Raw genomic sequence first — 24,762 nt, 5'->3', positions numbered from 1 at the left:
CGTCCCCGGCGGGGCAGGGATCGATTCGAGGGCGGCGGATGAACATCGGGGAGATCGCCCGACGGGCGGGGGTGTCCCGCAGCACGGTCTCGTACGTGCTCAGCGGCAAGCGGACGGTGTCGGAGGCGACCCGGCAGCGGATCCAGGCGGTCATCGACGAGCTGGACTACCGGCCGAACGCCAGCGCCCGTGCGCTGAAGGAGGGGCGTACGCGCACCCTCGGGCTGGTGATCCCACCGGCCAGCCAACGATTGACCGACATGCAGTTGGGCTTCGTCGCCAGCGTCGTCGAGGCCGCCGCCCGACACGACCTCGACGTGCTGCTGTCCCCGTCGGGAGGCGACCACGACCGTTCGTTCGAGCGGATCGTCACCGGGCGTCGCGTCGACGGCGTCGTGCTGATGGAGATCCGGTTGGAGGACGACCGGGTGACCCGGCTGGCTCGCGCTGGTCTGCCGTTCGTCACGATCGGTCGCACGGCCGAGGCGCACGGCATGAGCTGGGTCGACATCGACTACGCCGGGTTGATCGCACGCTGCGTGCACCACCTGGCCGACCTGGGGCACCGCCACGTGGCCCTGGTGAACCGCTCCGCCGAGCTGGTGGCGGCGGGTTACGGTCCGAGCCACCGAGCCCTGGCCGGCTTCCAGGCGGCGGTGGCGGAGCGGGGCCTCGCCGGCATCGACGTCTGCTGCGGCGACGACACCGCCTCCGGCGAGGCCTGCGTGGAGCAGTTGCTCGTCACACATCCGGAGGTCACGGCCGTGGCCACCATCAACGAGGCGGCGCTGCCCGGGATGCAGCGCGCGCTGACCGGCGCCGGGTTGGCCGTGCCGGCGGACTTCTCCGTCACCGGCGTCGCCGCCCAGCACTGGGCAGAGGACTTCCGGCCGGCGCTGACCGCCGCGGACGTACCCATGCGGGACATGGGCGCGGAGGCGGTGTCACTGCTGCTGGAGATCATCGCGGCCCCCGGCAGCGTGCCGCGGCACCGCCTGTACAGCCCACCCATCTCGCTGCGGTCCAGCACGGGCCCGGTCCGGGCTCGCTGATCCGGCCCGCTCCCGCCGGCCGCGCGACCACGCCGGCCGCGCGACCACGCCGGCCGCGCGACCACGCCGGCCGTACGGCACCACGCCGGCCATGCGCGAACACGGCGGCCGTACGGCACCACGCTGGCCACGCGCGAACACGGCGGCCGTACGGCACCACGCTGGCCACGCGCGAACACGGCGGCCGCGCGTGACCATGCCGGCCGCGCGTGACCACGTTGGCCACGCGCGAACACGCTGGCCCGGTCAGCGCCGCGCGGCCCGGCGCTCCTGCTGGGCGGCGGCGAGGATGAGGTAGCTGCTGGCGGTCCAGGTGTACGCGCGGTCGCGCAGCCCCGCGCCGGTCTCGGCGTCGAAGTTCTCCGCGAAGCCCGATTTCTCGCAGAGCGCGAGGAAGCGCTGGCTGATGTCGTCGGCGATCGCGGTGTGCCCGGCCCGCCGCAGGCCGTCCTCGACCAGCACGGTGGAGGGCGCCCAGATCGGGCCCCGCCAGTAGCCGTCGGCGAGGTAGTGGGTCGAGTCCGTCGGCTCGGTCGCCAGCCCGTGGGTGGTGAGGTGGGCCTCGACGCCCCGGGCCAGCGCGTCGGTGATCGGGGTGGGCAGGTCGGCGCCGAGCGCGACCGGCATCAGGTCGAGCAGGCTACGGCTGGTCCGCCGCTGCCCGGTGTGCGGGCTGCGGGCGGCGAAACGCTCACCGTCCCACAGCTCCCGGAGCATCGCCGCCCGGATCCGGTCGGCCTCCCGGGACCACCGGTCGGCCTCTTCGCCCAGCTCGGTGGCGAGGTCGGCCAGGCAGTCCAACTGCGAGACGAGGAATGCGGCCAGATCGGCGGTCTGCAGGACCCGGTGGTCGTCGAACGTGGTGGCGTTGTCCCAGCCGCTGTCGTTGCCGTGCTGGTAGTGCGGTAGCTCCTGGCCGGGTGCGCGGCGCGCGTCCAGCCAGAATCCGGTCCACCGGGCCAGCCGGTCGTACGTCTGCGCGAGCGCCGTCCGATCCGGTGGGTGGGGGAGACGTCGGCGCAGGTGCCGCAGCGCCCAGCCGTGGATCGGGGGTTTGACGTAGTTGTGCAGGACCTCGGAGTGGGTGACCGAGTCGGGGAGGGCGCCCGCGGCGTCCTGGTGGTCGAAGGGCAGGTGGAACTGGTGCCAGGCCAGCTCCGGCTCGCCGGCCGCCAGGGCGATCGCGTTGAAGCAGTGGTCCCAGCTCCACACCTTGTCCATCCAGTGCTTGGACATCAGGACGGCGGGTCGGGTGACGAAGCCCGCCGGGTCGACGGTGGCGGACCACAGCACGTACGCGGCCAGTTCGGCGGCCGGGGTGTCCTCGCCGCGCCACGGCGCGACCGCGTCGACGAACGCGGCGAACTCGGCGCTCCGGTCGTGGCACACCTGGTCGAAGGCGACGGCCGTGGCGTAGGGCTGGCGCGCGGTGGCGTACTCCTCGATGGCGATCTCCCAGGGCTCGTCACCGGCGAGGTCCAGGGACCGGTCGGCGGTGCCGAGCGCCTCGACGCCGTCGGCGCGGCGCAGCGCGCCGGCCAGGACCGTGACCCGGTAGCGACGCCCGGTCTCGTACGAGGTGAAGACGTGCGAGCCGTCGACCGGGTCGCGGTAGAGGTAGCTGCCGCTGAACGGGGTGAGCGTGTCCGCCGCCGCGGCGATCCGCAGGCCGAGCTGCCGGCCCCGGATCCGCAGGGTGTCCGGTCCGTCGAAGACGGCCTCGACCCGACCGGGACCGGCATGCCAGGTCAGCAGCGCGGGCGTGGCGACGACGGTGGTGTCCGGGGCGCCGGGGCAGAGGCGTAGCACCGGGTGCAGCCCGGTCTGGTGCGACACCAGGTGCAGGTCGTCGGCGTACGTCTTCTCGGCGACCACGGGGGAGATGTTGAGCCAGGATCCCCGATAGCTGAACGGGATGTCCTGGATGGCGAACTCCGGACCGGGCGGGGCGACAGTCATGGGTGGCGGCTGCCTTTCTGTGGTGCGGATGGTCAGTCCTTGACGGCGCCGGCGGTCACGCCCATCGAGACGTACCGCTGAGCCAGGATCAACAGCACAGCTGCGGGGACGGAGGCGACCACAGCGGTGGCCATGATGGCGTTCCACTGCTGGTTGTTGTTGCCGATGTAGTGGTAGATGCCGAGGGTGATCGGTTGGTGGTCGCCGCCACCGGCGAGGGTCGAGGCGAAGATGAAGTCCGACCAGGACCACAGGAACGCGAACAGCGACACCGTGACGATCGAGTTGCGGCTGACCGGCAGCACGATCGACCAGAAGGTGCGTAGCTGGCCCGCGCCGTCGACCACGGCGGCCTGGAGCAGCTCGTCGGGGATGCCCGACATGAAGGCCGTGAAGATCAGTACGGCGAACGGCACCGCGAGTGTGGTGTCGGCCAGGATCAGGCCGGGCAGCGTGTTCAGGACGCCGAGGGTGAGGTAGATGGCGTAGAAGCCCATCGCCATGATGATCCCGGGGATCATCTGGGCGATTAGCAGCAGGAAGCTCAGCACCGGGCCGCCGGGTGGGCGCAGCTTCGCGAGCGCGTATCCCGCGGGGGCGGCGAGCGCCACCGTCAGCGCCACCGTCCCGAGGCCGACCGCGAAGCTGGTGCCGAGGTAGGGGAGCTGCTGGTCGAGGACGGCCCGGTAGCCGTCCAGCGTGCCGTTCGTCGGGAACAGGTGCGGCGGGCTGGCCCGCATGTCCTGGTCCCGGGTGAACGACACGTTGATCATCCAGTAGACGGGGAAGAGCATCAGCCCGGTCAGCGCCAGGCCGACGAGGGTCTTCCACCAGACTCGACGCGGTGACGTGGTCATCGTAGGTGCTGCCTCCGTTGGAACCGGATGTAGACGAGCCCGGCGACCAGCGCCAGCACGATGAGCAGGTTGCCGACGGCCGCGCCCGGCCCGAACTCGGGCAGCAGGTTGCCGAAGCCCAGACGGTAGGACCAGGTGGCGAGCGTTGCGGAGGAGCCGCTGGGGCCGCCCCTGGTCATGATCCAGATGATGTCGAAGACCTTCAGCGTGTAGATCAGCCCGAGCAGCAGCGTGATCGCGGAGACCGGGCGCAGCAGCGGGAACGTGATCGACCAGAACCGTTGCCAGCCGGTCGCGCCGTCGAGCGCGGACGCCTCGTACACCTCGACCGGGATCGCCTGCAGGCCGCTGTAGAGCACCACCAGGTTGAAGGGGATCCCGATCCAGATGTTGGCGATGATCACCGACGTGAGCGACCACGTCGGCGACGTGAGCCAGTTGACCGGGTCGACCCCCACCACGCCGAGCGCGGCGTTGACCAGGCCCGAGTCGCTGTTGAGCAGCCACGACCAGGTCGAGGCGGACACGATCAGGGGCAGCAGCCACGGTACGAGGATCAGCGCCCGCAGGGTGCCCGACAGCGGGAAGTGCTGGCGGAAGAAGAGCGCCAGGGCCATGCCGATGCCGAACTGGAAGACGAGCGACGCGCCGGTGAACACCAGGGTGTGCGTCAACGTCGGCCAGAACGCCGGATCGGTCAGGACGGTGCGGTAGTTGTCCAGGCCGGCGAAGGGCGCGCCACCCTGCACGAAGGACCGGACGGTGTACTCGCGCAGGCTCAGCTCGACGTTGCGATAGAGCGGGTAGGCGTAGAAGGCCAGCAGGTAGACGACCGTCGGCGCCAGGAAGCACCACGCCAGCCAGCGGCCGGGTCGACGGGTACGGGGCGCGGCGGGCCCGGGTGGGGCGGCGTCGGCCGCCCCACCGTCGCTCCGCGTGGTACTGGAGGTCTGCGTCGTGGGGGTCATGTCGTCGCGTCGGCGCGCTTACTTGCTCGCGGCCGTGGCCTGCGCGGCGGTCAGCGCCTCCTGCGGCGACTTCCCACCGCTCAGAGCCGCCTGCACGGCGCTCCACAGGGGCTCGGAGATCTTCGGGTACTTCGTGCCGAGGTTGTCGCCGGTGCGACCCTTGGCCGCCCGGACCGCCTCGACCCAGACCTTGAGCTTGGGGTTCTCGGTGGCCTGCCGGTCCTGCACGGCGGCCACCGGTGCGACGTAGGAGAGCGTGGTGTCGGTGGTCAGGAGGTTGTCGGCGCTGGTCAGGCAGGTGACGAGCTGCTGCGACGTCGCGTACCGGCCGGTTTTCTTCTGTACCGGGATGGAGACGAACTCACCACCGGTCGGCGCCGGGGCCGGCCCACCCGCGCTGGCCGGAATCGCGATGGTGCCGTACGAGAAGCCGAGCTTCTCGGCGTTGGCGAGCTGCCAGGTGCCGTTCTCGGCGAACGCGAAGTCGCCGGTGGCGAACTCCTGCCAGCTCGTGGTCTGGGTGTTGTTGATGACGGAGTTCGGGGCCAGCCCCTGCTTCAGCCAGTCGCTCCACAGCGTCAGCGCGGAGACCGCCTGTGGCGAGTCGAGGCTGGTCAACTGCGCGCCCGAGCCCCAGAACCAGGGCAGGAACTGGAAGCTGCCCTCCTCGGTGCCGATTGCGGAGAAGGTGATGCCCTTCTTGCCCTTGGCCTTGACCTTCGTGAGCGCCGTGGTCAGCGACGTCCAGTCGGTGACCGAGGCCGGGTCGACGCCGGCGGCGGTCAGCAGGTCCTTGTTGTAGTAGAGCGCGAGCGTGTTGGCGCCGATCGGCACGCCGTACGTCTTGCCGCCACTCTGTCCCGCGCCGAGCAGGTTCTTCTCCATGCTCGAGGTGTCCAGCTTGTTCTCCTCGGTCGTGGTGAGCGCGCCGGCCTCGGCCAGGGTCGAGATGACCGGGTTGTCGACGATCAGCACGTCCGGCGAGTTGCCCTGCTGGGCCGCGAGCAGCGCCTTGTTGGTCAGGTCGGTGGTGTCGTAGCCGGTCCGCTCGACCGTCACGCCCGCCGAGGTTCCGCACTTCTTGAGCAGGGCGACCCAGTCGGAGTCGTCGGCGAACTGGGGGTAGGGGTCCCAGACGAGGTAGGCGCCGCCGCCACCGTCGTCGTTGCCGGAGCCTCCGGACGACGAGCAGGCGCTGGTCGTCACGGCGGCGAGTGCTATCACGGCCACGGCGGCCAGTCGCCGCCGTCGGTTGAGTCGTGTCATGTGCTGCCTCACTTCAACTCGATCGGGTGGTGGGGTCGTGGGTTGACCGTCGCGGGCCGGACCGGGTCCGACCATGAGGCGAACCGATTCGACGAACCGGTTCGCACGAAGATAGGACCGTCCGTGTTCGGTGGTCAAGAGTTGCCCGGCAGCCCTCGTGAGGAGCACCGGGAAACACCGGCTTTACCGGACCGTCACTTCATTGACATGAGTGAGTCTCCGACCTACGATCCGAGCGAATCGATTCGCAAGCGCAGCCCTCCGGAGAGCGTCCCCCGCGCCCCACCAAGGAGCCGCCCGTGAAAACCCCGTCCCGCAGCAGGCCCGGCCGAGCGCGCGCGCTCGTCGCCCGACTCGCCGTCGGCCTGCTCGCCGCCACCACGGCCGTCACCGTCGCCGCGTCCCCCGCCCAGGCCGCCGACGAGTCGATAAGCGTGAACTTCTCCACGACCACCGGCACACCGACCTACCGTGCGTCCGGCTGGATCTACGGCATGACCGAGAACGCCAGCGGCCCACCCGACCACTTCTACCGCGACGTCAACTTCCGCTACATGCGGGCCGGCGGCGCGCAACTGCCCGGCAGTGGCTGGGTCGGCGGAAACTACGACCGCCGCTGGAACGCCACCCTCGCCCAGGCCCGCCGGACCGTCGCCCTCGGCGGGCAGTTCATCCTGCTGCCGCACGACCTGTGGGGCGCCGACGGTGCCGGCATCTCGCGCTTTCCCGGCGACAACGGCAACTGGACCGACTACGACAACTTCCTGAACCGCGTCATCGGCGACGTCCGGGCGTCCGGGCTGACCGTGCAGTGGGACATCTGGAACGAACCCAACATCACCATCTTCTGGAACCGGCCGATCTCCCAGTACCTCGAGCTCTGGCGACGCACGTACCAGCGGCTCCGCACGGAGTTCCCCAACCAGCTCATCGTCGGGCCGAGCTGCGCCTGCGTGCCGTCGACCTCGCACGCGTTCTGGAACCAGTACCTCGACTTCGTCCGCTCGACGAACACCGTGCCGGACATCATCAGCTGGCACTCCCTGCCGGGTGACCCGGTCGCCAACGTCGCGGCCGCCAACGCCACCCTCGATCCGCGCGGAATCGCGCACCCCCGCCCGTACCAGATCAACGAGTACGGGGCGTCCAACGAGCAGAACCCGGCCGACGGCGCCTGGTACATCTCGCGTCTGGAGCGGGCCAAGGCGGACGGTCTGCGCGCCAACTGGGCCAGCGCCGGCAACCTGCACAACGACCTCGGCAACCTGTTGGTCCGCAACTCGGCCGGTCAGCACCAGCCCAAGGGGGAGTGGTGGGTCTACCGCTACTACGCCTCCCAGGCCGGGGAGATCGTGGCGGTGACCGGCAGCCAGTCCTACGACGCGTACGCCACGAAGGCGAGCGGGGTGGCGAAGGTCCTGGTCGGCGGCGGTCGTACGACCGGAAACCTGGCCGTCAACCTGCAACGTCTCGACACGACGAGCGGCGTGGTGCAGAACAACCAGGTGCGGGTGCTCACGCAGCGCATCCCGTACAACAACGGTGGCGCGGTGCAGGGGCCCGTCACGGTCTCGAACACCGTCGTCAACCTGTCCAACAACAACGCCACGGTGAACCTGCCGTACGGCAACCAGAACGACACGTACACGGTGACCCTGCTGCCGCCCTCCGAGGCGGGCTTCCAGTCGGTGGCGGTGGCCCAGCACTCCCAGCAGTGCCTGGACAACACCAACCTGAGCACCGCCGACGGCAACGCGCAGCAGCAGTTCTACTGCGAGGGCGGTGACCAGCAGCTCTGGAACTTCCGGCCGGTCGCCGGCGTGGCCAACACGTACACGGTGGTCAACCAGCAGAGCGGCAAGTGTCTCGACGTCAGCGGCGCTTCCACCGCCAACTCCGCCGCAGTGATCCAGCGGACCTGCCAGAACGCGACGAACCAGCAGTTCGCCCTCCGGAAGGTGACCTACTCCGGCAACGATGCGCACGACTACCAACTCGTGGCCCGGCACAGCGGCAAGTGTGTCGACGTCAACGGGGTCTCCACGGCGGCCCGCGCGTCGGTCATCCAGTGGCCCTGCAACGCGGTCACCCAGGGCAGCCCGCTAAACCAGACCTGGCGTCTCTGGGGTCGGTAGGCGACGCGCGTGAACCCCGGCGGTGGCCGCCGGTACGGACGGCCACCGCCGGATTCCCGCCGACCGGGCTTTCATTGACACTGATCAAAATCCGCTCCTACGATCGCTACGAATCGATTCGCCCGCCCCGCCACCACCCTGCGGCGCGTCGGCACACCCCGTGCGCTGCCACGACTCTCCAGGAGCCACCCTGTGCGTACCCCGTCCCCCACCGGGCCCGGCCTGGCCCGCGATCCCATCCCGAGACGTCGCCCCGGGCGCCTGGCCATGCTGGCCGGCGCGTTGGCCGGCGCCCTCGTCCTCGTCACCGTCGGCGCCACGGCCGGTGCCTCGTCGTCCGCCGCGGAGGCCGCGGCGATGGCGGCGGCCATCGCGCCGGGGCAGAGCACCACCATCGTCGGCGCGGCCTCGGGCCGGTGCCTGGAGGTCCCCAACTCCAGCACCGCCAACGGCACCCAGACCCAGCTCTGGGACTGCAACGGCGCGGCCGGCCAGACCTGGACCTGGACGTCGAGCAAACAGCTCTCGGTGTACGGCAACAAGTGCCTGGACGCCTCCGGCCGCGGCACCACCAACGGCACCCAGGCGATCATCTGGGACTGCAACGGCCAGACCAACCAGCAGTGGAACGTCAACAGCAACGGCACCATCACCGGAGTGCAGTCCGGGCTGTGCCTCGACGCCAACGGGGCCGGCACCGCGAACGGCACCAAGGTCATCCTCTGGGCCTGCAACGGTGGCGCCAACCAGCAGTGGGCCTCGCCGACCACCCCGCCGACCAGCGTCCCGCCGACCACGGCGCCGCCGACCAGCCCGCCGCCGGGCGGTGCGCGCCCGTGTGACATCTACGCCTCCGGTGGCACCCCGTGCGTGGCGGCCCACAGCACCACGCGGGCCCTCTACGGGACGTACGCCGGCAACCTCTACCAGGTCCGGCGCTCGTCGGACAACACGACCCGCAACATCGGGCTGACCGGTACGGGCGGCACCGCCAACGCGGCGACGCAGGACTCGTTCTGCGCCGGCACGACCTGCGTGATCACGGTCGTCTTCGACCAGTCCGGGCGCGGTAACGACCTCTGGTACCAGGGATCGAGCGTGGTTCCGGGCTCGCCGCAGAGCAGGCCGGCCACGGCGACCACGGAGTCTCTGACGGTGGGCGGCAGCAAGGCGTACTCGCTCTACATCAACCCGGGCAACAGCTACTGGCGGGACGGTCACCTGACCGGCGTGCCGACCGGCGCCGCGCCCGAGGGCATGTACATGGTGACCAGCGGCACGCACGTCAACAGCGGCTGCTGCTTCGACTACGGCAACAGCGAGACGACCCGCAAGGCCGACGCCGCCGGTGCGATGGACGCCATCAACTTCGGCAAGCAGTGCTGGTTCGGCGGCTGCTCGGGCAGCGGCCCGTGGGTGCAGGCCGACCTGGAGTGGGGTCTGTTCCCGGGTGGCAGCAGCTCGTGGAACCCGAACCAGCGGGCGTTCACCAGCAAGTTCGTCACCGCGACGCTGAAGAACAACGGCACGTCCCGCTTCGCGATGAAGGGCAGTGACGCGCAGTCCGGTGGCCTGTACACGCTGTGGGACGGCTCGCTGCCGTCCGGCTACAGCCCGATGAAGAAGCAGGGCGCGATCATCCTGGGCAGCGGCGGCGACTGCTGCAAGCCCGACGGCGGCGCGAACCTCAGCGCCGGCACGTTCTACGAGGGCGCGATGGTCGCGGGCTACCCGTCCGACGCGACCGAGAACGCGGTCCAGTCCAACGTGGTGAGCGCCGGCTACCGCTGACGACGATCAGGACACCGAGTCCCCCGCCGGCCGCACGGCCGGCGGGGGACCGACCTCGCTCAGCGCGATTCGTACGATCTCCAGCAGGTCGCGGCCCGGGTGGTCAATCCAGTGCTGCATGGCGACGCGCAGGGCGGCCAGGAAGGTCGCGGTCAGCAGGCGGGCGCGCAGCGCCACCTCGGCACCGGTGAGGCGATGCGCGAGCTCGGCCGCCAACTCGCGCTCGATCGCGGTGTACGCCGCGACCTGGTGCGCGGCCAGGCCCGGGTGCCCGCGCAACTGCCGGCGTCGGGTCAGCCAGTCGTGGTCGCGGTCGCGCGCCGACTCCGCGGTGAAGTGTTCGGCCGCCCGGCCCAGCACGGTCCACGGCGGCTCACCGCCCGGCCGTTCGCGCACCAACTGCAACAGGCGGCGCAGGCGCACGGTGTCGCCGTAGAAGAGCGCCTCCTCCTTGTTCGAGAAGTAGTTCGAGAATGTCCGCCGGGAGACGTTGGCGGCGTCGGCGATCGCCTCGACGGTCACGCTGTCGGGGCCCTGCTCGGCCGCGAGGCGTAGGGCTGACTCGTGCAGGGCCAGGCGGGTGGCCGCCTTCTTGCGCTCCCGCAGGCCGGTGATCTCGTCCATCGTCGTCAGCGTACGTCGAGTGACCGGCTTCTCAATGGGCAAACTTGCCGACTGGGCAAGATCGGTAGATGCTTGCGTGAGGCAACCAACTCAGGCGCGCGGATGTCCGTACCCGAGGCCGCCGCGTACGCCTGGTTGTCGTCCTGGAACCCACGACAAGCGGGAGGCCGCGCGATGAGCGCACCCACCACCACGCCCGGCGCCGAGCCGATGAGCCATCGGCAGACCCTCGAGGCGCTCAGCGGCCTGCTGCTGGTGCTCTTCGTCGCGATGTTGAGCAGCACGGTCGTCTCGACCGCGCTTCCCAAGATCATTGGCGCGTTGAACGGCTCCCAGACCCAGTACACCTGGGTGGTCACCGCGACCCTGCTCACGGCGACGGCCACCACCCCGATCTGGGGCAAGCTCGCCGACCTGTTCAACAAGAAGCTCCTCATCCAGGTCGCCATCGTGGTGTTCCTGTTGGGCTCCGTCATCGCCGGCTTCTCGCAGAGCGCCGGCCAGCTCATCGCGGCCCGTGCGTTCCAGGGCATCGGCGTCGGCGGCCTGCAGGCTCTCGTCCAGGTGGCGATCGCCGCCATGATCCCGCCCCGCGAGCGGGGCCGCTACAACGGCTACCTCGGCGGCGTCATGGCGGTGGCGACCGTCGGCGGCCCGCTGCTCGGCGGCCTCATCGTCGACACGTCCTGGCTCGGCTGGCGCTGGTGCTTCTTCGTGGGCGTGCCGGTCGCCGTCGTCGCGCTGATCCTGCTCCAGGTGACTCTGCACCTGCCGACGTTCCGACGGGACAACGTCAAGATCGACTACCTGGGCGCGAGCCTGATCGCCGCCGGCGTGAGCGTGCTGCTGATCTGGATCTCCTTCGTCGACAGCTCGTTCGCCTGGGTCTCGTGGCAGAGCGCGGCCATGGTGGCCGGCTCGCTCCTCCTGCTCGCCCTCGCGGTCTGGGTCGAATCTCGGGCGGCCGAGCCGGTCGTCCCGCTCGCCATCGTGCGCCAGCACACCACCGCCCTGGCCATCCTGGGCAGCCTCGCGGTCGGCATGGCCATGTTCGGTGGCGCGGTCTTCCTCGGCCAGTACTTCCAGATCGGCCGGGGTTACAGCCCGACGGAGGCCGGCCTCCTCACCATCCCGTTGATGGCCGGAGTCCTCGGCTCCTCGATCGTCGCCGGCCGGCTGATCACCCGGACCGGGCGGATCAAGCCGTACATCGTCGCCGGTTCGATCACCCTGGTCGTCGGGTTCGGCCTGCTCGGCACCATCGACCACGAGACGTCTCTGGTGCTCGTCGGCGTCGGCATGTTCATCGTCGGCACCGGCGTCGGCATGACCATGCAGAACCTCGTCCTGGCCGTCCAGAACACGGTGGCCCTCAAGGACATCGGCGCGGCCAGCTCCAGCGTCGCGTTCTTCCGGTCGCTCGGCGGCGCGGTCGGCGTCTCGGTGCTCGGCGCCGTGCTGGCCCACCGGGTCACCGACCAGATCACGCGCGACCTGGCCGCCGCCGGGATCCCCACCTCCGGCAGCGGTGGCGACAGCAACCTCAACATCACCGCGCTGCCCGACGGAGTTCAGCACATCGTGCGCGCCGCGTACGGCGACGCCACCGGCCACATCTTCCTCATCTCCGCGGCCATCGGGGTGGTCGGCGTCATCGCGGCGCTCCTGCTCCGGCCGGTCACCCTGCGGACCAGCCTCGACCTGCCGGACGCCGCCACGTCGACGGCTCTGGCCGCCGACGCGGTCGACGGAGCGCCCGCGTTCGACCAGGTCGCCGCCGATTCCACGGCGAACGCGGCGCCCGAGCGGCGCTGACCTCTGCAGAGCACAGAATCAGGGGCCGCCACCGTCACGACGGTGGCGGCCCCTGATCCGAGGGCCTGTTTCACAAGGACTGGCCGGCCTGCGGCGGGGTCCGGACGACGACCGGCGGCGTGGCCTTGCCGGATCGTCGTCCAGGCCCCGCCTCGGCTCGACCGCCCCGGTGAAACAGGCCCTACGACCGAATCGAGACGCCTGTGGGAATCGCCGAGCTGACGGCGTCGAGGCCGGTCACGCCCGGCCGGCGGGCCGCTCCGGCGCGCCGGGCCGTGCGGGAGCTGCTGCTGGTCGCCACGCTGTTCCTCCTCTACAAGGGGGCGCGGATGGTGGTGGCCGGTCGGGTGGCCACGGCGCTGGCCAACGGCGAGTCCGTCTGGCATCTGGAGCGGCTGCTGCGCCTGCCCGACGAGGCCGTCGTCCAGCACCCCGTGCTCTCGCACACCCTGCTGGCGCACCTGGCCAACGGCTACTACGCGTACGTGCACTTCCCGGCCACGGCCGTCACCCTGGTCTGGCTCTACCTGCGGCACCCGGCGCGCTACCTGCGCACCCGCCGTACGCTCGCCGTGCTCACCGCGGCGGCCCTGGCAGTGCACGTCGTGGTCCCGCTGGCGCCGCCCCGGCTGACCGCGCTGACGGCCTTGGTGGACACCGGCAGCCGGTACGGGCCCTCCGTCTACGGGCCGCCCGACACCGACGCGCTCAGCAACCAGTACGCGGCCATGCCGTCCCTGCACGTCGGGTGGGCGCTGGCCGTCGCCGTCGCGCTCGTTTCGGTGACCCGTGGACGCCTACGGTGGCTGTGGCTGACCCATCCGCTCGTCACCATGCTCGTCGTCGTGGCCACCGGCAACCACTACTGGCTCGACGCTGTGGTGGCGGCGGCGATGCTCGGCGTCGTCCAGCTGGCGCTGCCGGCGTCGGCACCTCCGGCCGACGCCCAGCCCGACATCAGCCCACCGGTACGCCGTACTCCCGCTCGGTGAACAGGTCGACGTCGCGCGGACCCAGCTTGGCGGCCCGGCGGGCGTGCAGGGCGAGTTGCCGACGTGCCTCACCGAGGCGGCGGATCCCGGTCGTCATCTCGTCGGACGCCTCGAACGGCTCCCTCCCGCTGGCCTGCAACGCGGCCGCCAGCACGGCGTTGTACGCGGTCATCAGCCCGTTGGCGAGCGCGATGCCGTCCTGGTCCCCACGCGTCCAGATCTCCGACCACGCGGCCTCCACGGTGACCATGTCCCGGGCCAGCCAGTCGTGCAGCCCCATCGGCCCCAGCGGCTTGTGCCCGCCGAGCAGGTCGTTGCCCGCCTCGGGCAGCCCCGACCGCCAGTACCGGGTCTGCCGCAGCGCCTCGACCTTGTGGGCGAGGCGGAGCGCGCCGGACAGGACCAGGACGTACGCCCGCTGAAGCTCGGCCCGCTCGCGTTGGCGTCGCTTGACCCGGCTGTGCGTCCACACGACCAGGAGTGAGGCGCAGGCGGTGATCGCGGAGCCGAGCAGAGCGGCCAGGGTTGAGTTCACGCCGACATGATGCCTGCCGCCGATTGGTGTCGCCGCGCGGGCTCGGACCCGGTCCGGTCCTCCCCGGGCGGGCTTCGTCGGCGTCCTCCGTTACGGCTTGACGAACGGCATGTTATCGCTCACAGTCGATGTCGAGGCGACCGCACCCACGGCTCACCGGGCGAGCCATCCGCTTCGGGCCCGCACCATCCGGACGTCCCCTCCGGGCAAGCGGACGTCGCCATCAGCACCTGTCACCAGCCGCCGGCGACGCGCGGCAGATGTCGCGCGCCCGCGAGGGCGTCGTCCCGAACGTCCTTCCCGCGCGCCACCAACGCTGCCACCGACCGAGAGGGATCCGCCCATGAGAACAAGGTTCGCACTGCTGGCCGCCGCGTTGGCGACGGCGCTGGCGACGATGACGGCCGTGGTCACGGTCGCCACCCCGGCGTCGGCCGCGACCCTCACCCAGGTAACCAACTTCGGCACGAACCCGACGAACCTGCAGATGCACCTGTACGTGCCGGACCGGGTAGCGGCGCGTCCGGCTCTCCTGCTCGCCCTGCACTACTGCACCGGCAGCGGCCCGGCCGTGCACACCGGCTTCGGGCTCAGCTCGCTGGCCGACCGCTATGGCTACATCGTCATCTACCCGTCCGTGACCCGGAGCAGCAAGTGCTGGGACGTCTCCTCCCCGCAGGCCCTGCGCCGCGACGGCGGCAGCGACCCGGTCGGCCTCAAGTCGATGGTCGACTACGTCCGGAGTCGCTACCCGGTCGACCCGGACCGCATCGGTGTGGCCGGCTTCTCCTCCGGCGCCATGATGACCAACGTGATGGTCGGCCTCTACCCCGACCTGTTCAACGCCGGCGTCAGCTCCTCGGGCGTTCCGTTCGGTTGCTTCGCGACCACCAACGGCGCGGAGTGGAACAGCGAGTGCTCCGGCGGGCGGATCGTGAAGACCCCGCAGCAGTGGGGCGATCTGGTGCGCAACGCGTACCCCGGCTACACCGGCAAGCGTCCCCGCTTCCAGATCTGGCACGGCACCACGGACACCACGCTGAGCTACGTCAACTTCGGCGAGCAGATCAAGCAGTGGACCAACGTGCAGGGCGTGTCCCAGACCCCCAGCTACACCGACTACCCGCAGACCAGCGCCACCAGGACGCGTTACGGCGGCACCGGCGGCACCGCGCCGGTCGAGGCGATCAGCTTCCAGGGGTACGGCCACTCCATCCCGTTCGACGCCGCGCAGGCGATCCGGTTCCTCGGCTTCGACACCACCAGCGGCACGACGCCTCCGACGACGACACCTCCGACGACGCCGCCCCCGGGCGGCACGACCGGGGCGTTGCGCAACTCCGCCGCCGGCCGCTGCCTGGACGTCCCGGCGCAGTCGCGCACGAACGGTACCCAGGTCGCGTTGTGGGACTGCAACGGCGGCGCGAACCAGCAGTGGGCCTCGACGGCGGGCCGGCAACTCCAGGTGTACGGGACGAAGTGCCTGGACGCCGAGGGCGCCGCGACGACGGCGGGCACGCGGGTGATCATCTGGGACTGCACCGGGGGCGCGAACCAGCAGTGGAACCTCAACACGGACGGCTCCGTCACCGGTGTGCAGTCCGGACTGTGCCTCGCGCCGAACGCCGGTGGAACCGCCAACAGCACCCAGGTGGTGCTCGCGACCTGCAACGGCGGCAACGGTCAGAAGTGGACGCGCGGTTGAGGCGTACCCGATGGTGGTGAGCCGGAACGCGGCCTGAACCACCGGTGTGGCCCGGCCCGGGACGTTCCCGGGTCGGGCCACACGGCGTGCGCGGACCTTCGTGACCGCCGCCGTCGCGTCGCGGGGCGGCGGTCACGCGCTCTCAGCGGTAGCCGGCGGCGACGATGTTCGCCTGCACCGCGTTCTCGGCCGCGTCGGACGGGTAGCCCGCCACCATCGCGCCCTCGTAGAACGTACCGACGCTCTGGTTGGAGTTGTCGATGCAGCAGTCCCCGCCGCTGCCGAGGATGATCGCGCCCTGCTTCCTCATCGGGCTGTACCCGCGTGGCAGCGACCCGTCATAGAGGGTGTAAAGGCCGCCGGACTGGGCGTTGCTGCCCTTGATGGCGAAGCGTGAGGTGCCGTTGTTCTTCAGGGTGGCGGTGACGAACTTGCTGGTGAAGGCCCGCTGGTTGCTGTTCCAGGAGCTGCTGCCGCCGGGGTAGAGGCCGTACTCCAGGTCGGCCTGCACCCAGGGGCCGGAGCCGGAGCAGCCACCGAACCAGCAACTGGTGCCGAAGTAGATTGCGTCCATCGCGCCCGCGCCGTCGGCCCGGCGGGTGGTCTCGCTGTTGCCGTAGTCGAAGCAGCAGCCGCTGTTGACGTGGGTGCCGCTGGTCACCATGTACATGCCCTCGGGCGCGGCGCCGGTCGGGATGCCGGTCAGGTGACCGTCCCGCCAGTAGCTGCTGTTGCCGTTGATGTAGAGCGAGTAGACCTTGTTCCCGCCGACCGTCAACGACTCCCTGGTCGCGACCGCCGGTTGTACGGCGCCACCGATGCCACCGGCCCCCTGGTAGCCGAGGTTGTTGCCACGCCCCGACTGGTCGTAGATGACCGTGATGACGCATGTGGTGTTCGCGCAGAAGCTGTCCTGGGTGGCGGAGTTGGCGCGTCCGCCCGCGCTGAGGACGCCGATGGCACGGGTGGTGTTGTCCGAGGATCGGCGTACCTGGTAGAGCGAGCCGTTGTAGGAGGCGTACAGGGCGCGGGTGGTGCTGTGCGCCGCGACGCAGGGCGTGCCGCCCGCCGCGTAGATGTCGCAGGGCAGCGTCGTGCTCGGTGGGGGAGTGGTGGGCGGCGGCGTGGTGGGCGGTGGTGTGGTGGGTGGCGGCGTCGTCGGAGGCGGCGTGGTGGGCGGGGGCGTGGTGGGCGGGGGCGTCGTCGGGTCCACCACGCCGTTGCAGGTGACGCCGTTGAGGGCGAAGGAGGTCGGCGTCGGGTTGCTGCCGGTCCAACTGCCGTTGAAGCCGAAGCTGGTGCTGCCGTTGGTTCCGATGCTGCCGTTGTAGGCGGCGTTGGTGACGCTCACCTGGGCGCCGGCCTGGGTGAAGCTGCCGTTCCAGAGCTGGGTGACGGTCTGGCCGGCGGCGAAGTTCCAGTTCAGCCGCCACCCGTTGATGGCGTCGCCCACGTTGGTGATGGTGACGTTGGCGCCGAAGCCGCCCTGCCACTGGGAGCTGACCGCGTAGGTGACCTGGCAGCCGGCGGCGGCCGCCGAGGCGCCCGTCTGAGCGGCGGCGGCGCCGACGAGCACGAGGGTGGCGGCCGCGGCGACGAGCGCCGGTCGCCGATGTCGGATGTCTTGGGTTCGCACGTTCTCTCCTCAAGGGTGGGAGTTGGCGGTGTGCGGGCCCCGCCCCGTTCACCCTGCTCGGGCCCGGACTCTGAGCAGGGGGACGACGGGACGGGGCCCGGTCCGCGGGCGCGTACGGCGTCGCCGGAACCGTCCGGCGCGGGATTGACCGCGCGGACGGTGGGGTCGGCGGGCCGGGCGCGACGGGTACGCGGTGGTGCGGTCGCCGCCCGCGACCCGGCCCGGGGTCGCGGTGACGGCGGTGGCTGTGGCCTGGAGCGATTGTGGGAAGGCCGATCGACGGCACGGCTCCGGCCGATCGAGGTGATGCCGACCTGCGGGCGCCGCTGGTCAGGCATCCGTCGTCCGGCCCTCGGCACGGGTCGCCCGGTGGTGAGCTCGGGCCGTCCCGTGTCGGCCACGCTCCGCCCGCCCGCGCCGCGAACGACGTAGACCGCGGCCGGGGCCAGCAGTTGGGAGGCACCGGTGACGGTCAGTTATCGACGGCCGTCGTTACGTTAGCGTTAACAGGCGGCCCTGTCCATAGACGGTTATCGGTGGCTTTTCCGACCGTCGGTCGGTTCTGGGCGCCGCCGCCCCTGTTCAGGGAGCGAGCGAGGTGCCGGTCCGGGTGTTCCGCGCGGCGCGTGCCCGCGAGCGTGCCCTGGCCGAGTGCTCAGGACGCCTCGCGGACCCGCGGGTCGGCGAGCCACACGTCGGCGAGGTCGCTGAGCGCGACACCGAGGACCTCGCTGAGGCAGACCACGGTGCCGAAGGCGGGCGCCGGGAGCCGACCCACCTCGATCTTGCGCAGGGTCTCCGGTGACATGCCGGCGGCGAGGGCGACCTCGGCGAGACTGCGGCCCCCCCGCGCGACCCGCAGCGCCGCGCCAAGGCGTTGCCCCGCGGCGATCTGCTCCGGTGTGAGCGGTGGCCGAACCATGTGAGCAGGATAGTTCCGCCGCTGGAGGCCGGCAATGTCGACCCGCCGGACGCCCGCACGGCGTGGTATAAATATACCGCACCGGATGGGGAGGGTTTGTCGTGATCGAGCTGAAGTCTGCCGCGGAGATCGACCGGATGGCCGTGACCGGCCAGTTCGTCGGCGAACTGCTGGCCGAGCTGCGGACGGTGGCCGCTGTCGGCGTCAACCTGATGGAGATCGAGCACCACGCCCGCCGCCGCATCGCCGAGCGTGGCGCCGAATCGTGCTATTGGGACTACACGCCGTCGTTCGGTCGTGGGCCCTTCCGTAACGTCCTGTGCCTCTCGGTCAACGACGCGGTGCTGCACGGCCTGCCGCACGACTACCTCCTGCGCGACGGTGACCTGCTGAGCATCGACATGGCGGTCGAGATCGACGGCTGGGCCGCCGACTCGGCGCTGTCGTTCGTCGTCGGCGCTCCCGCCCCGGCCGACCTGAAGCTGATCGAGGCCACCGAGGTCGCGCTGAAGGCCGGCGTCGACGCCGCCCGACCGGGCAACCAGCTCGGCGACATCTCCGCCGCCATCGGCGAGGTCGCCCACCGCTACGGCTATCGGGTCAACAACGAGTTCGGTGGGCACGGCATCGGTCGCACCATGCACGAGGCCCCGCACGTGCCCAACAACGGCCGTCCCGGCCGGGGCATGACACTCAAACCCGGCCTGACGCTCGCGATCGAGCCGTGGTTGTGCCGGACCACCGACAAGATCAAATTTGACCAGGACGGCTGGACGATCCGATCCTCGGACGGTTCGCGCTCGGCCCACTCCGAGCACACCATCGCGGTCACCGAGTCCGGTCCCCGGGTGCTGACGTCCCGCCCCGGGGAGGACCCGGAGCGGGACCGTCGCAGCGGACAGTCGGCCACGGCGTCCTAAACCGTTGGTGAAAGGAAGGGCCCCCTGTTAACAGACGTCTGCTAATAGGGGGCCCTTCCTTTCACGCGCCGTGGCGGGCAGGCGGGGGCGGCGTCAGCGCAGGCCTGCGAAGAGGTCGTCCTCGGGAACGGGCGCGTCGGTGGTGTCCCGCACCCGGACGAAGGTCTCCATGCCCATCAACTCGGTGAACCGCTCCTGGCCGAGCTGGAGGAAGAAGATGTTCTCGGTCTGGCTGGCGTGCGCGGCCAGGGCCGCGAACTTCTGCGCACCGTGGGCGCGGGTGTCGACCCAGGTGGTGATCTCGTCGTCGGGGAGACCCAGCTCCGGCATGTCCGACGACTCGTCCGGGTCGGCCCACTCGACGCCAAGTTCCTTCATGACCCGGCCGAACTCCTCGAACGCCGTGCGGGGCACGGTGGTCCAGTAGACCTTCGCGGGGACGTCGGTCTGCGCCACGGCGGCCATGGTGATGCGGTGCGCCTGGATGTGGTCGGGGTGGCCGTAGAAGCCGTTCTCGTCGTAGGTGACGACGACGTCCGGCCGGTACCGGCGGATCAGCTCCGCGAGCCGGTCCGCGGCCTGCGCCACCGGCGTCGTCCAGAAGGAGGCGGGCTGGTCGTTCGTCGACCAGCCCATCATCCCGGAGTCGGCGTAGCCGAGCGTCTCCAGGTGGGTGATTCCCAAGGTGGCCGCGCTGACCTCCAGCTCGGCCTGACGCATCGCCACGACGGCGGCCGGGTCGTGACCGGGCTCGCCGGGCTTGACCCCGCCCGGCCCGTCGCCGCACCGCCCGTCCGTACAGGTCACGAGGACCGTGGTGACACCCTCGGCGGCGTACCGGGCGAGGACGCCACCGGTGCTCGTCGCCTCGTCGTCGGGGTGCGCGTGCACCGCCATCAGGGTCAGGGATCGCTCAGCCATGTCACCACCCTACGACCAGCATCGGACCTGGGTGGGGGCCGACGGCGTACGGCGGCGCATCTTAACCATCCGCCGGCCGGGCCCCGGTGTCCTTGCCCAACGCGCCGCCGGGCGGCTCGGGGCTTCGTACGCTCTCCCCAGGGTGGGCGCACTCCGGGCGCGGCCCCCAGGCTTGACCAACCGATGAAGGGTACCGGCCATGGCGGTGTTCGACGACGTACGACAGATCGACGCCGGGGTCCTGAACGTCGGGTACGTCGATGCCGGCCCGCCGGACGGGCCGCCCGTGATCCTGCTGCACGGCTGGCCGTACGACATCCACAGCTTCGCCGAGGTCGTGCCGCTGCTCACCGACGCCGGCCACCGGGTCGTCGTGCCGTACCTGCGGGGTTACGGCACGACCCGGTTCCTCGTCGACGACGCCGTGCGCAACGGTGAGCCGGCCGCCATGGGGCTCGACCTCGTCGCCCTCATGGACGCCCTGGGCATCGACAGCGCGAAACTCGCCGGATTCGACTGGGGAGCGCGTACGGCCGACGTCGTGGCCGCGTTGTGGCCCGAGCGCTGTGCGGGTCTGGTGTCGGTGAGCGGTTACCTGATCGACGGTCAGGAGTCGGGCCGGGTGCCGCTGCCGCCGAAGGCCGAGTTCTCCTGGTGGTACCAGTACTACTTCGCCACCGAGCGCGGCCGGCAGGGGTACGACCGCAACCGCCGCGACTTCGCCCGGCTCATCTGGCAGACGGCATCGCCGAAATGGACGTTCGACGACGCGACGTTCGACCGCAGCGCGGCGGCGTTCGACAATCCCGACCACGTCGACATCGTGATCCACAACTATCGGTGGCGGCTGGCCCTGGCCGAGGGTGAACCGCAGTACGCCGAGGTGGAGAAGCGCCTCGCCGGCAAGCCGAAGATCACGGTGCCCAGCATCACCCTGGAGGGTGACGCCAACGGCGCGCCCCACCTGGACGCCAGCGTCTACGGCAAGCAGTTCTCCGGCCGGTACGAGCACCGGACCGTCGGTGGCGGCGTCGGGCACAACCTGCCCCAGGAGGCGCCGCGGGCGTTCGCCGACGCGGTCCTCGAGGTGTGAGGCCGGGCCGTGTGGCGGGTGCCATCCGGTCCGGCTCGCGTCACGAGGTGATCCGGAAGGTGGCGTCCTGCCGGTCCGTGGCGCCCGAGCTGGCGCTCAGCGGGTCGATGCGCAGCAGGTAGTTGTAGTGCCGGAGGTAGCGGGTCGGGTAGTTGTAGGAGCGGAACGACGTCCAGGACGCGTCGGCCAGCCCGGCGGTGCGGTAGAAGGTCGCGTCGGCCCGGAACACCGAGGTGTTGTCGGTGACTTCCAGCCGTACCTCGTAGTTGTAGTGGCGCAGGAAGTACCCGGGCTTGTTCACCGACTCGAACGACACCCCGGCCGAGTCGGCGAGGCCGGGAACCATCCGCCACAACTGGTCCTGGTACGGGTCGAACGGGTACGTGTCGACGCGGGCCACGTAGTTGTAGTGCCGCACGTAGCGGTCCGGCAGGTTGGAGGACTTCAGTCGGACCCAGTTCGGCGTACCCCACCGCGCGACGAGACCGGCGTACTCCGCGTCGGTGATGCCGGTCATCGACCCGTGCTTCGAGTTCAACGGCGGCGTGTAGTCGCGCTGGTTCAGCGGCGTCCAGGAGTTGCCGCCGATGGCGGTGGTCGACCAGGCGTAGAAGTCGTTGTTGACCGGGCTGTACGAGTCGCCCCACAACCGCCAGCCGCTACCGTCGACCGCCTTGACCAGCAGCGGCGCCTCGATGCCGCTGCCCTGCAGCAGTCCCGAGGTGTACGTGGTGAAGCTGTTCGGGGCGGCGGTGCTGGACCGGGCGCCGTACAGGTTCCCGTTGGCGAGGTTCTTGTAGTACAGGTAGGTGGTGCCGCCGTCGACGACGACGTCGCCGTCGAGGACCCCGAAGCCCGGACTGAAGAACACCTGCGGCGAGCTGACCGTCCGGAAGTCGCTGGTGTAGTTGACCAGGAGGACGTCCTGGCCGTTGTTCGCCGAGTAGACGATGGCGTACTGGCCGCGCGCCGCGTCCCAGAAGGCGGTCGGCGCCCAGGTGTGGGTGTTCAGGGTGTGCATCCGGATCCGGCGGTAGCCGGTGAAGCTGGTCAGGTCGGTCGAGTCCCACACGTGCAGGTACTGGCTGGTCTGGTTCCAGTTGGTGCCCTTGAGGTCGGTGGCCAGCACCACGAAGGCGCCGTCCTGCTTGCGGAAGACGAACGGGTCCCGCAGACCCAACTGCCCGGCGGTCGGCGTGACGACGGGGTTGTTCTGGTTCAGCGGCGTCCAGTTGAGACCGTCACGGCTGACCGCGAGGTGCAGTCCGTAGTCCGCTCCCAGGCCCTGCGGCGACTCGGTGAAGTAGGCCATGACGTAGGAGGTGTTCGGCGCGGCGAGGGCGGTGCGGGGCAGGCTCAGCGCGCCGGTGGCGGCAGCGGCGGTGGACAGCGCGCCCAGGGTGAACGCGCGTCGGGTCAGAGGCACGGTCGGCGACCTTTCTGCGGCGGCGAGCGCGAGCATTTCATTCGAGCCCATCGATGTGATCGTTAACATACGACGTCCTCCGACACGCCTGCAACCCCTCGCCAGCGCGCCGCTGTCAGTGGCCGGCGGCCGCCCGTCCGCGCCGCCGTCGACCCGGCGTCGAGGTCGGCGCCGGGCGTTCGACGCGGGTCGGATCGCCCCGCACGAGGTCGTCGTGGATGCGCCACCTGGCTGTGGTGACCGCGCGGCGGGCCGCCTCGTCGCCCCGCTCGACACGCTGGCGCAGCAGTTCCAGAGCGATGCGCCGGTTCTGACTGAACTGCCGCTCGTCGTCCACCACGACGACGAGACCCGACGGGCGGTGGGTGGCGCGTACCGCCGTGCTGGCCTTGTTCCGGTGCTGGCCGCCGGGACCGCCGGTGCGGCAGCCGACGATCTCGACGTCGGCCTCGGCGAACGTCGTCGGGGGAACGTCGCTCGGCGGCGGTTGCGCCGTCACGTACCAGTTCTTTCGACCCGCGCTCGTCCGGTAGGGGCTGGGCGCCTGCCAGCACAACGTCCCCGTCCAGGAGGCGGCGAACGCCTCGACGTCGACGCCGGACAGCCGGATCAGCACCGACCGGTAGGTGCCGGGCCGGTCGCCGGGCACCACGTGGACCCGCTGGACCGCCACGCCCTGCCGGGTGGCGTCACCCTCCAGACGGCGCAGCAGGTGGGCCAGCGCCCACCCGCACTCCCGCGGCCCACGGCCGGCGGACAGCAACAGAGCCTGGCTCACGACCGACCCCGCCCGCGACGCTGATCCCGCCGGTCCGAGCGAGGCGCGGCCCCGACATCCGGCGTCTTGTAGGTGACCAGGGGGATCGTGGTGGCCACCGGCGTGGCGAGCTGGTGGGCGACGAGATCGCCGATCACCTGCTCGATCCGCTTGTACGCGGTGGGCGCCTCCTCGAAGAGCAACTGCCGGTCGCCGCACACCACCAGCGAACCCACCGGGGTACGCCGTAGCTCCTCGACCGTGTGCTTGGCCCGGCCCCGGCGCAGCGCGTCGGCGCGGGACATCTTGCGACCCGCGCCGTGCGCCACCGAGTGGTTGGCGTCCGCCCCGGCGTGGGCGGCCACCAGGTACGACGCGGTGCCCCGCGTACCGGCGACGAGCACATCGCGACCGTCACCCGGCGCCGCTCCCTTGCGGTGCAGGTAGACGCCGTCGCGCACCTCGACCAGGTTGTGGCACTGGTCGACGACCGGCTCGGTCGGTTCGGCCCCCAGGGCGTACGCGACCCGGGCGGCCAGCAGCCGCCGGTTGAGCGAGCCCCAGCGCACCGCCTCGTCGTGTCGGGTCAGGTAGGCGGCCGGGTCGGGTGCGGGGCCCGCCCCGTGCGTCTCGGTGTGCGTCCGCAGGATCCGCTCACCCAGGCCCCGCGAACCGCTGTGCACGACCAGGACGAGGTCACCGGTTGCCAGCCCGAGGCGGTCGGCGTGCTCCGGCGCGAAGACGGTGTCGACGCGGGCCAGCTCCACGAAGTGGTTGCCGCGGCCGACCGTACCGAGCCCGTCCAGGTGGCCGGCGGGAACGTCACCCGCGAGGACGGCCCAGGCGGGGTCGTCGGCGTCCCGCTCCGGGTCCAGCGCGCGGTCGAGGTCGGGGAACCGGGCGGCCAGCCGCTCGGGTACGACGCGCCGGAGTCGAATCGGGAAGACGGCGATACCGCAGCCGATGTCGGAGCCGACCAGGAACGGGTACAGGACCGTCGACGCCATGGCCGCGCCGATCGGGGCGCCCTTGCCCGGGTGCAGGTCCGGCATGCCGGCGACGTGGACCATGCCGTCGAGGGCCGCCACCTGCCGGCACTGGTCGAGCGCGGCGGACTCGATCCAGCTCGCGGCGGACGCGAACACGGTGACGGTGGCGGGGGTGGACAGGGACAGGGACTCCCCAGGGGAGTGGTGCTCGGACAACGACGCTCATTTCTCGCTGAGTCGCAAGTGGACGGACGGCGGTACGGCGCCGGGCGGCGTGAAATGGCCTCGGCGCGGTCCTCAGGTGGTGTCCGTCAGTACGTCATGGGCACCACTGTGGCGACGTCCGTGGCGCACGGCAACTGGTTATCGTGAGCGGTGGACACCGTCGGCCTCGCACCG

20 protein-coding genes are annotated in these 24,762 nt (G+C 71.0%); 8 read left to right on the top strand and 12 right to left on the bottom strand.

What is annotated here, in order from left to right; all coding sequences use genetic code 11:
* The first annotated feature begins 38 nt into the window (after nucleotides 1-38).
* Complete coding sequence (locus AB0I89_RS05410) at nucleotides 39-1,052, top strand: LacI family DNA-binding transcriptional regulator (protein WP_357120513.1); 1,014 nt, start codon at nucleotides 39-41, stop codon at nucleotides 1,050-1,052.
* 246 nt (nucleotides 1,053-1,298) lie between these two features.
* Here the strand turns inward: AB0I89_RS05410 and AB0I89_RS05405 are convergent, their stop codons facing one another.
* Genes AB0I89_RS05405 through AB0I89_RS05390 form a run of 4 tightly spaced genes read right to left on the bottom strand, consistent with a single transcriptional unit; the run spans nucleotide 1,299 to nucleotide 6,102 of the window.
* Nucleotides 1,299-3,011, bottom strand: a complete 1,713-nt coding sequence (locus tag AB0I89_RS05405; RefSeq protein WP_357120510.1) for a trehalase family glycosidase — start codon at nucleotides 3,009-3,011, stop codon at nucleotides 1,299-1,301.
* A gap of 32 nt (nucleotides 3,012-3,043) precedes the next feature.
* Entirely contained in the window at nucleotides 3,044-3,868 is an 825-nt protein-coding gene (locus AB0I89_RS05400; RefSeq protein ID WP_357120507.1) for a carbohydrate ABC transporter permease, read from the bottom strand.
* The gene (locus tag AB0I89_RS05395; protein ID WP_357120504.1) at nucleotides 3,865-4,836 is read right to left on the bottom strand and encodes a sugar ABC transporter permease; all 972 of its coding nucleotides are present in this window, start codon (nucleotides 4,834-4,836) and stop codon (nucleotides 3,865-3,867) included. Before AB0I89_RS05395 ends, AB0I89_RS05400 begins: the two co-directional genes overlap by 4 nt.
* An 18-nt stretch (nucleotides 4,837-4,854) precedes the next feature.
* Nucleotides 4,855-6,102, bottom strand: coding sequence for an extracellular solute-binding protein (locus AB0I89_RS05390; RefSeq protein ID WP_357120501.1), 1,248 nt, complete (start codon nucleotides 6,100-6,102; stop codon nucleotides 4,855-4,857).
* Between the two features lie 299 nt (nucleotides 6,103-6,401).
* On the opposite strand from AB0I89_RS05390, the gene AB0I89_RS05385 reads away from it, so the two are divergent.
* Together AB0I89_RS05385 and AB0I89_RS05380 are read left to right on the top strand one after the other, a co-directional pair.
* Nucleotides 6,402-8,237 carry an RICIN domain-containing protein gene (locus AB0I89_RS05385; protein ID WP_357120498.1) on the top strand — a complete coding sequence of 612 codons (1,836 nt, stop codon included), beginning with the start codon at nucleotides 6,402-6,404 and terminating at the stop codon, nucleotides 8,235-8,237.
* 192 nt (nucleotides 8,238-8,429) lie between these two features.
* Complete coding sequence (locus AB0I89_RS05380) at nucleotides 8,430-10,028, top strand: arabinofuranosidase catalytic domain-containing protein (RefSeq protein ID WP_357120495.1); 1,599 nt, start codon at nucleotides 8,430-8,432, stop codon at nucleotides 10,026-10,028.
* A 6-nt stretch (nucleotides 10,029-10,034) separates the two neighbouring features.
* On the opposite strand, the gene AB0I89_RS05375 is transcribed toward AB0I89_RS05380, so the two are convergent.
* Nucleotides 10,035-10,652 (bottom strand): TetR family transcriptional regulator, encoded by a 618-nt coding sequence (locus AB0I89_RS05375; protein ID WP_357120492.1) that lies wholly within the window; start codon nucleotides 10,650-10,652, stop codon nucleotides 10,035-10,037.
* A 174-nt stretch (nucleotides 10,653-10,826) separates the two neighbouring features.
* Here AB0I89_RS05375 and AB0I89_RS05370 point away from each other — a divergent pair, with 174 nt between their 5' ends.
* Nucleotides 10,827-12,467, top strand: a complete 1,641-nt coding sequence (locus AB0I89_RS05370) for an MDR family MFS transporter (protein ID WP_357120489.1) — start codon at nucleotides 10,827-10,829, stop codon at nucleotides 12,465-12,467.
* Nucleotides 12,468-12,670: 203 nt separating this feature from the next.
* A complete protein-coding gene (locus AB0I89_RS05365; protein ID WP_357120486.1) occupies nucleotides 12,671-13,459 on the top strand; it encodes a phosphatase PAP2 family protein in 789 nt (262 codons plus the stop codon).
* Here AB0I89_RS05365 and AB0I89_RS05360 read toward each other — a convergent pair.
* Nucleotides 13,425-13,994, bottom strand: a complete 570-nt coding sequence (locus tag AB0I89_RS05360; protein ID WP_357120483.1) for a hypothetical protein — start codon at nucleotides 13,992-13,994, stop codon at nucleotides 13,425-13,427. The genes AB0I89_RS05365 and AB0I89_RS05360 overlap by 35 nt on opposite strands.
* A gap of 343 nt (nucleotides 13,995-14,337) precedes the next feature.
* Between AB0I89_RS05360 and AB0I89_RS05355 the strand changes: the two genes are divergently transcribed.
* A complete protein-coding gene (locus AB0I89_RS05355) occupies nucleotides 14,338-15,699 on the top strand; it encodes a PHB depolymerase family esterase (protein WP_357120480.1) in 1,362 nt (453 codons plus the stop codon).
* Between the two features lie 142 nt (nucleotides 15,700-15,841).
* Here AB0I89_RS05355 and AB0I89_RS05350 read toward each other — a convergent pair whose 3' ends face one another.
* A complete protein-coding gene (locus AB0I89_RS05350; RefSeq protein WP_357120477.1) occupies nucleotides 15,842-17,335 on the bottom strand; it encodes an arabinofuranosidase catalytic domain-containing protein in 1,494 nt (497 codons plus the stop codon).
* A 655-nt stretch (nucleotides 17,336-17,990) separates the two neighbouring features.
* Nucleotides 17,991-18,257, bottom strand: a complete 267-nt coding sequence (locus tag AB0I89_RS05345) for a helix-turn-helix transcriptional regulator (RefSeq protein ID WP_357120474.1) — start codon at nucleotides 18,255-18,257, stop codon at nucleotides 17,991-17,993.
* 101 nt (nucleotides 18,258-18,358) lie between these two features.
* Between AB0I89_RS05345 and map the strand changes: the two genes are divergently transcribed.
* The gene (gene map / locus AB0I89_RS05340) at nucleotides 18,359-19,177 is read left to right on the top strand and encodes a type I methionyl aminopeptidase (RefSeq protein ID WP_357120471.1); all 819 of its coding nucleotides are present in this window, start codon (nucleotides 18,359-18,361) and stop codon (nucleotides 19,175-19,177) included.
* Between the two features lie 93 nt (nucleotides 19,178-19,270).
* Here the strand turns inward: map and AB0I89_RS05335 are convergent, their stop codons facing one another.
* Nucleotides 19,271-20,098: a PIG-L family deacetylase gene (locus tag AB0I89_RS05335; RefSeq protein ID WP_357120468.1), complete on the bottom strand. Its 828-nt coding sequence runs from the start codon at nucleotides 20,096-20,098 to the stop codon at nucleotides 19,271-19,273.
* Nucleotides 20,099-20,297: 199 nt separating this feature from the next.
* On the opposite strand from AB0I89_RS05335, the gene AB0I89_RS05330 reads away from it, so the two are divergent.
* Nucleotides 20,298-21,191: an alpha/beta hydrolase gene (locus AB0I89_RS05330; RefSeq protein ID WP_357120465.1), complete on the top strand. Its 894-nt coding sequence runs from the start codon at nucleotides 20,298-20,300 to the stop codon at nucleotides 21,189-21,191.
* A 40-nt stretch (nucleotides 21,192-21,231) separates the two neighbouring features.
* Here the strand turns inward: AB0I89_RS05330 and AB0I89_RS05325 are convergent, their stop codons facing one another.
* The 3 genes from AB0I89_RS05325 to AB0I89_RS05315 all read right to left on the bottom strand — a co-directional run bounded on the left by AB0I89_RS05325 (nucleotide 21,232) and on the right by AB0I89_RS05315 (nucleotide 24,579).
* Nucleotides 21,232-22,617 (bottom strand): glycoside hydrolase family 43 protein, encoded by a 1,386-nt coding sequence (locus AB0I89_RS05325; RefSeq protein WP_357120462.1) that lies wholly within the window; start codon nucleotides 22,615-22,617, stop codon nucleotides 21,232-21,234.
* A gap of 115 nt (nucleotides 22,618-22,732) precedes the next feature.
* Nucleotides 22,733-23,395 carry a peptide chain release factor H gene (prfH, locus tag AB0I89_RS05320; protein WP_357120459.1) on the bottom strand — a complete coding sequence of 221 codons (663 nt, stop codon included), beginning with the start codon at nucleotides 23,393-23,395 and terminating at the stop codon, nucleotides 22,733-22,735.
* Nucleotides 23,392-24,579 carry an RNA ligase RtcB family protein gene (locus AB0I89_RS05315; RefSeq protein ID WP_357120456.1) on the bottom strand — a complete coding sequence of 396 codons (1,188 nt, stop codon included), beginning with the start codon at nucleotides 24,577-24,579 and terminating at the stop codon, nucleotides 23,392-23,394. The genes prfH and AB0I89_RS05315 overlap by 4 nt, the downstream gene beginning before the upstream one ends.
* Between the last annotated feature and the right edge of the window lie 183 nt (nucleotides 24,580-24,762).

Source organism: Micromonospora sp. NPDC049801, assembly GCF_040656575.1.
In the GTDB taxonomy this organism is placed as follows: domain Bacteria; phylum Actinomycetota; class Actinomycetes; order Mycobacteriales; family Micromonosporaceae; genus Micromonospora.
Note: the sequence above shows the minus strand (reverse complement) of the source record. Positions and strands in the feature narration are given on the sequence as shown.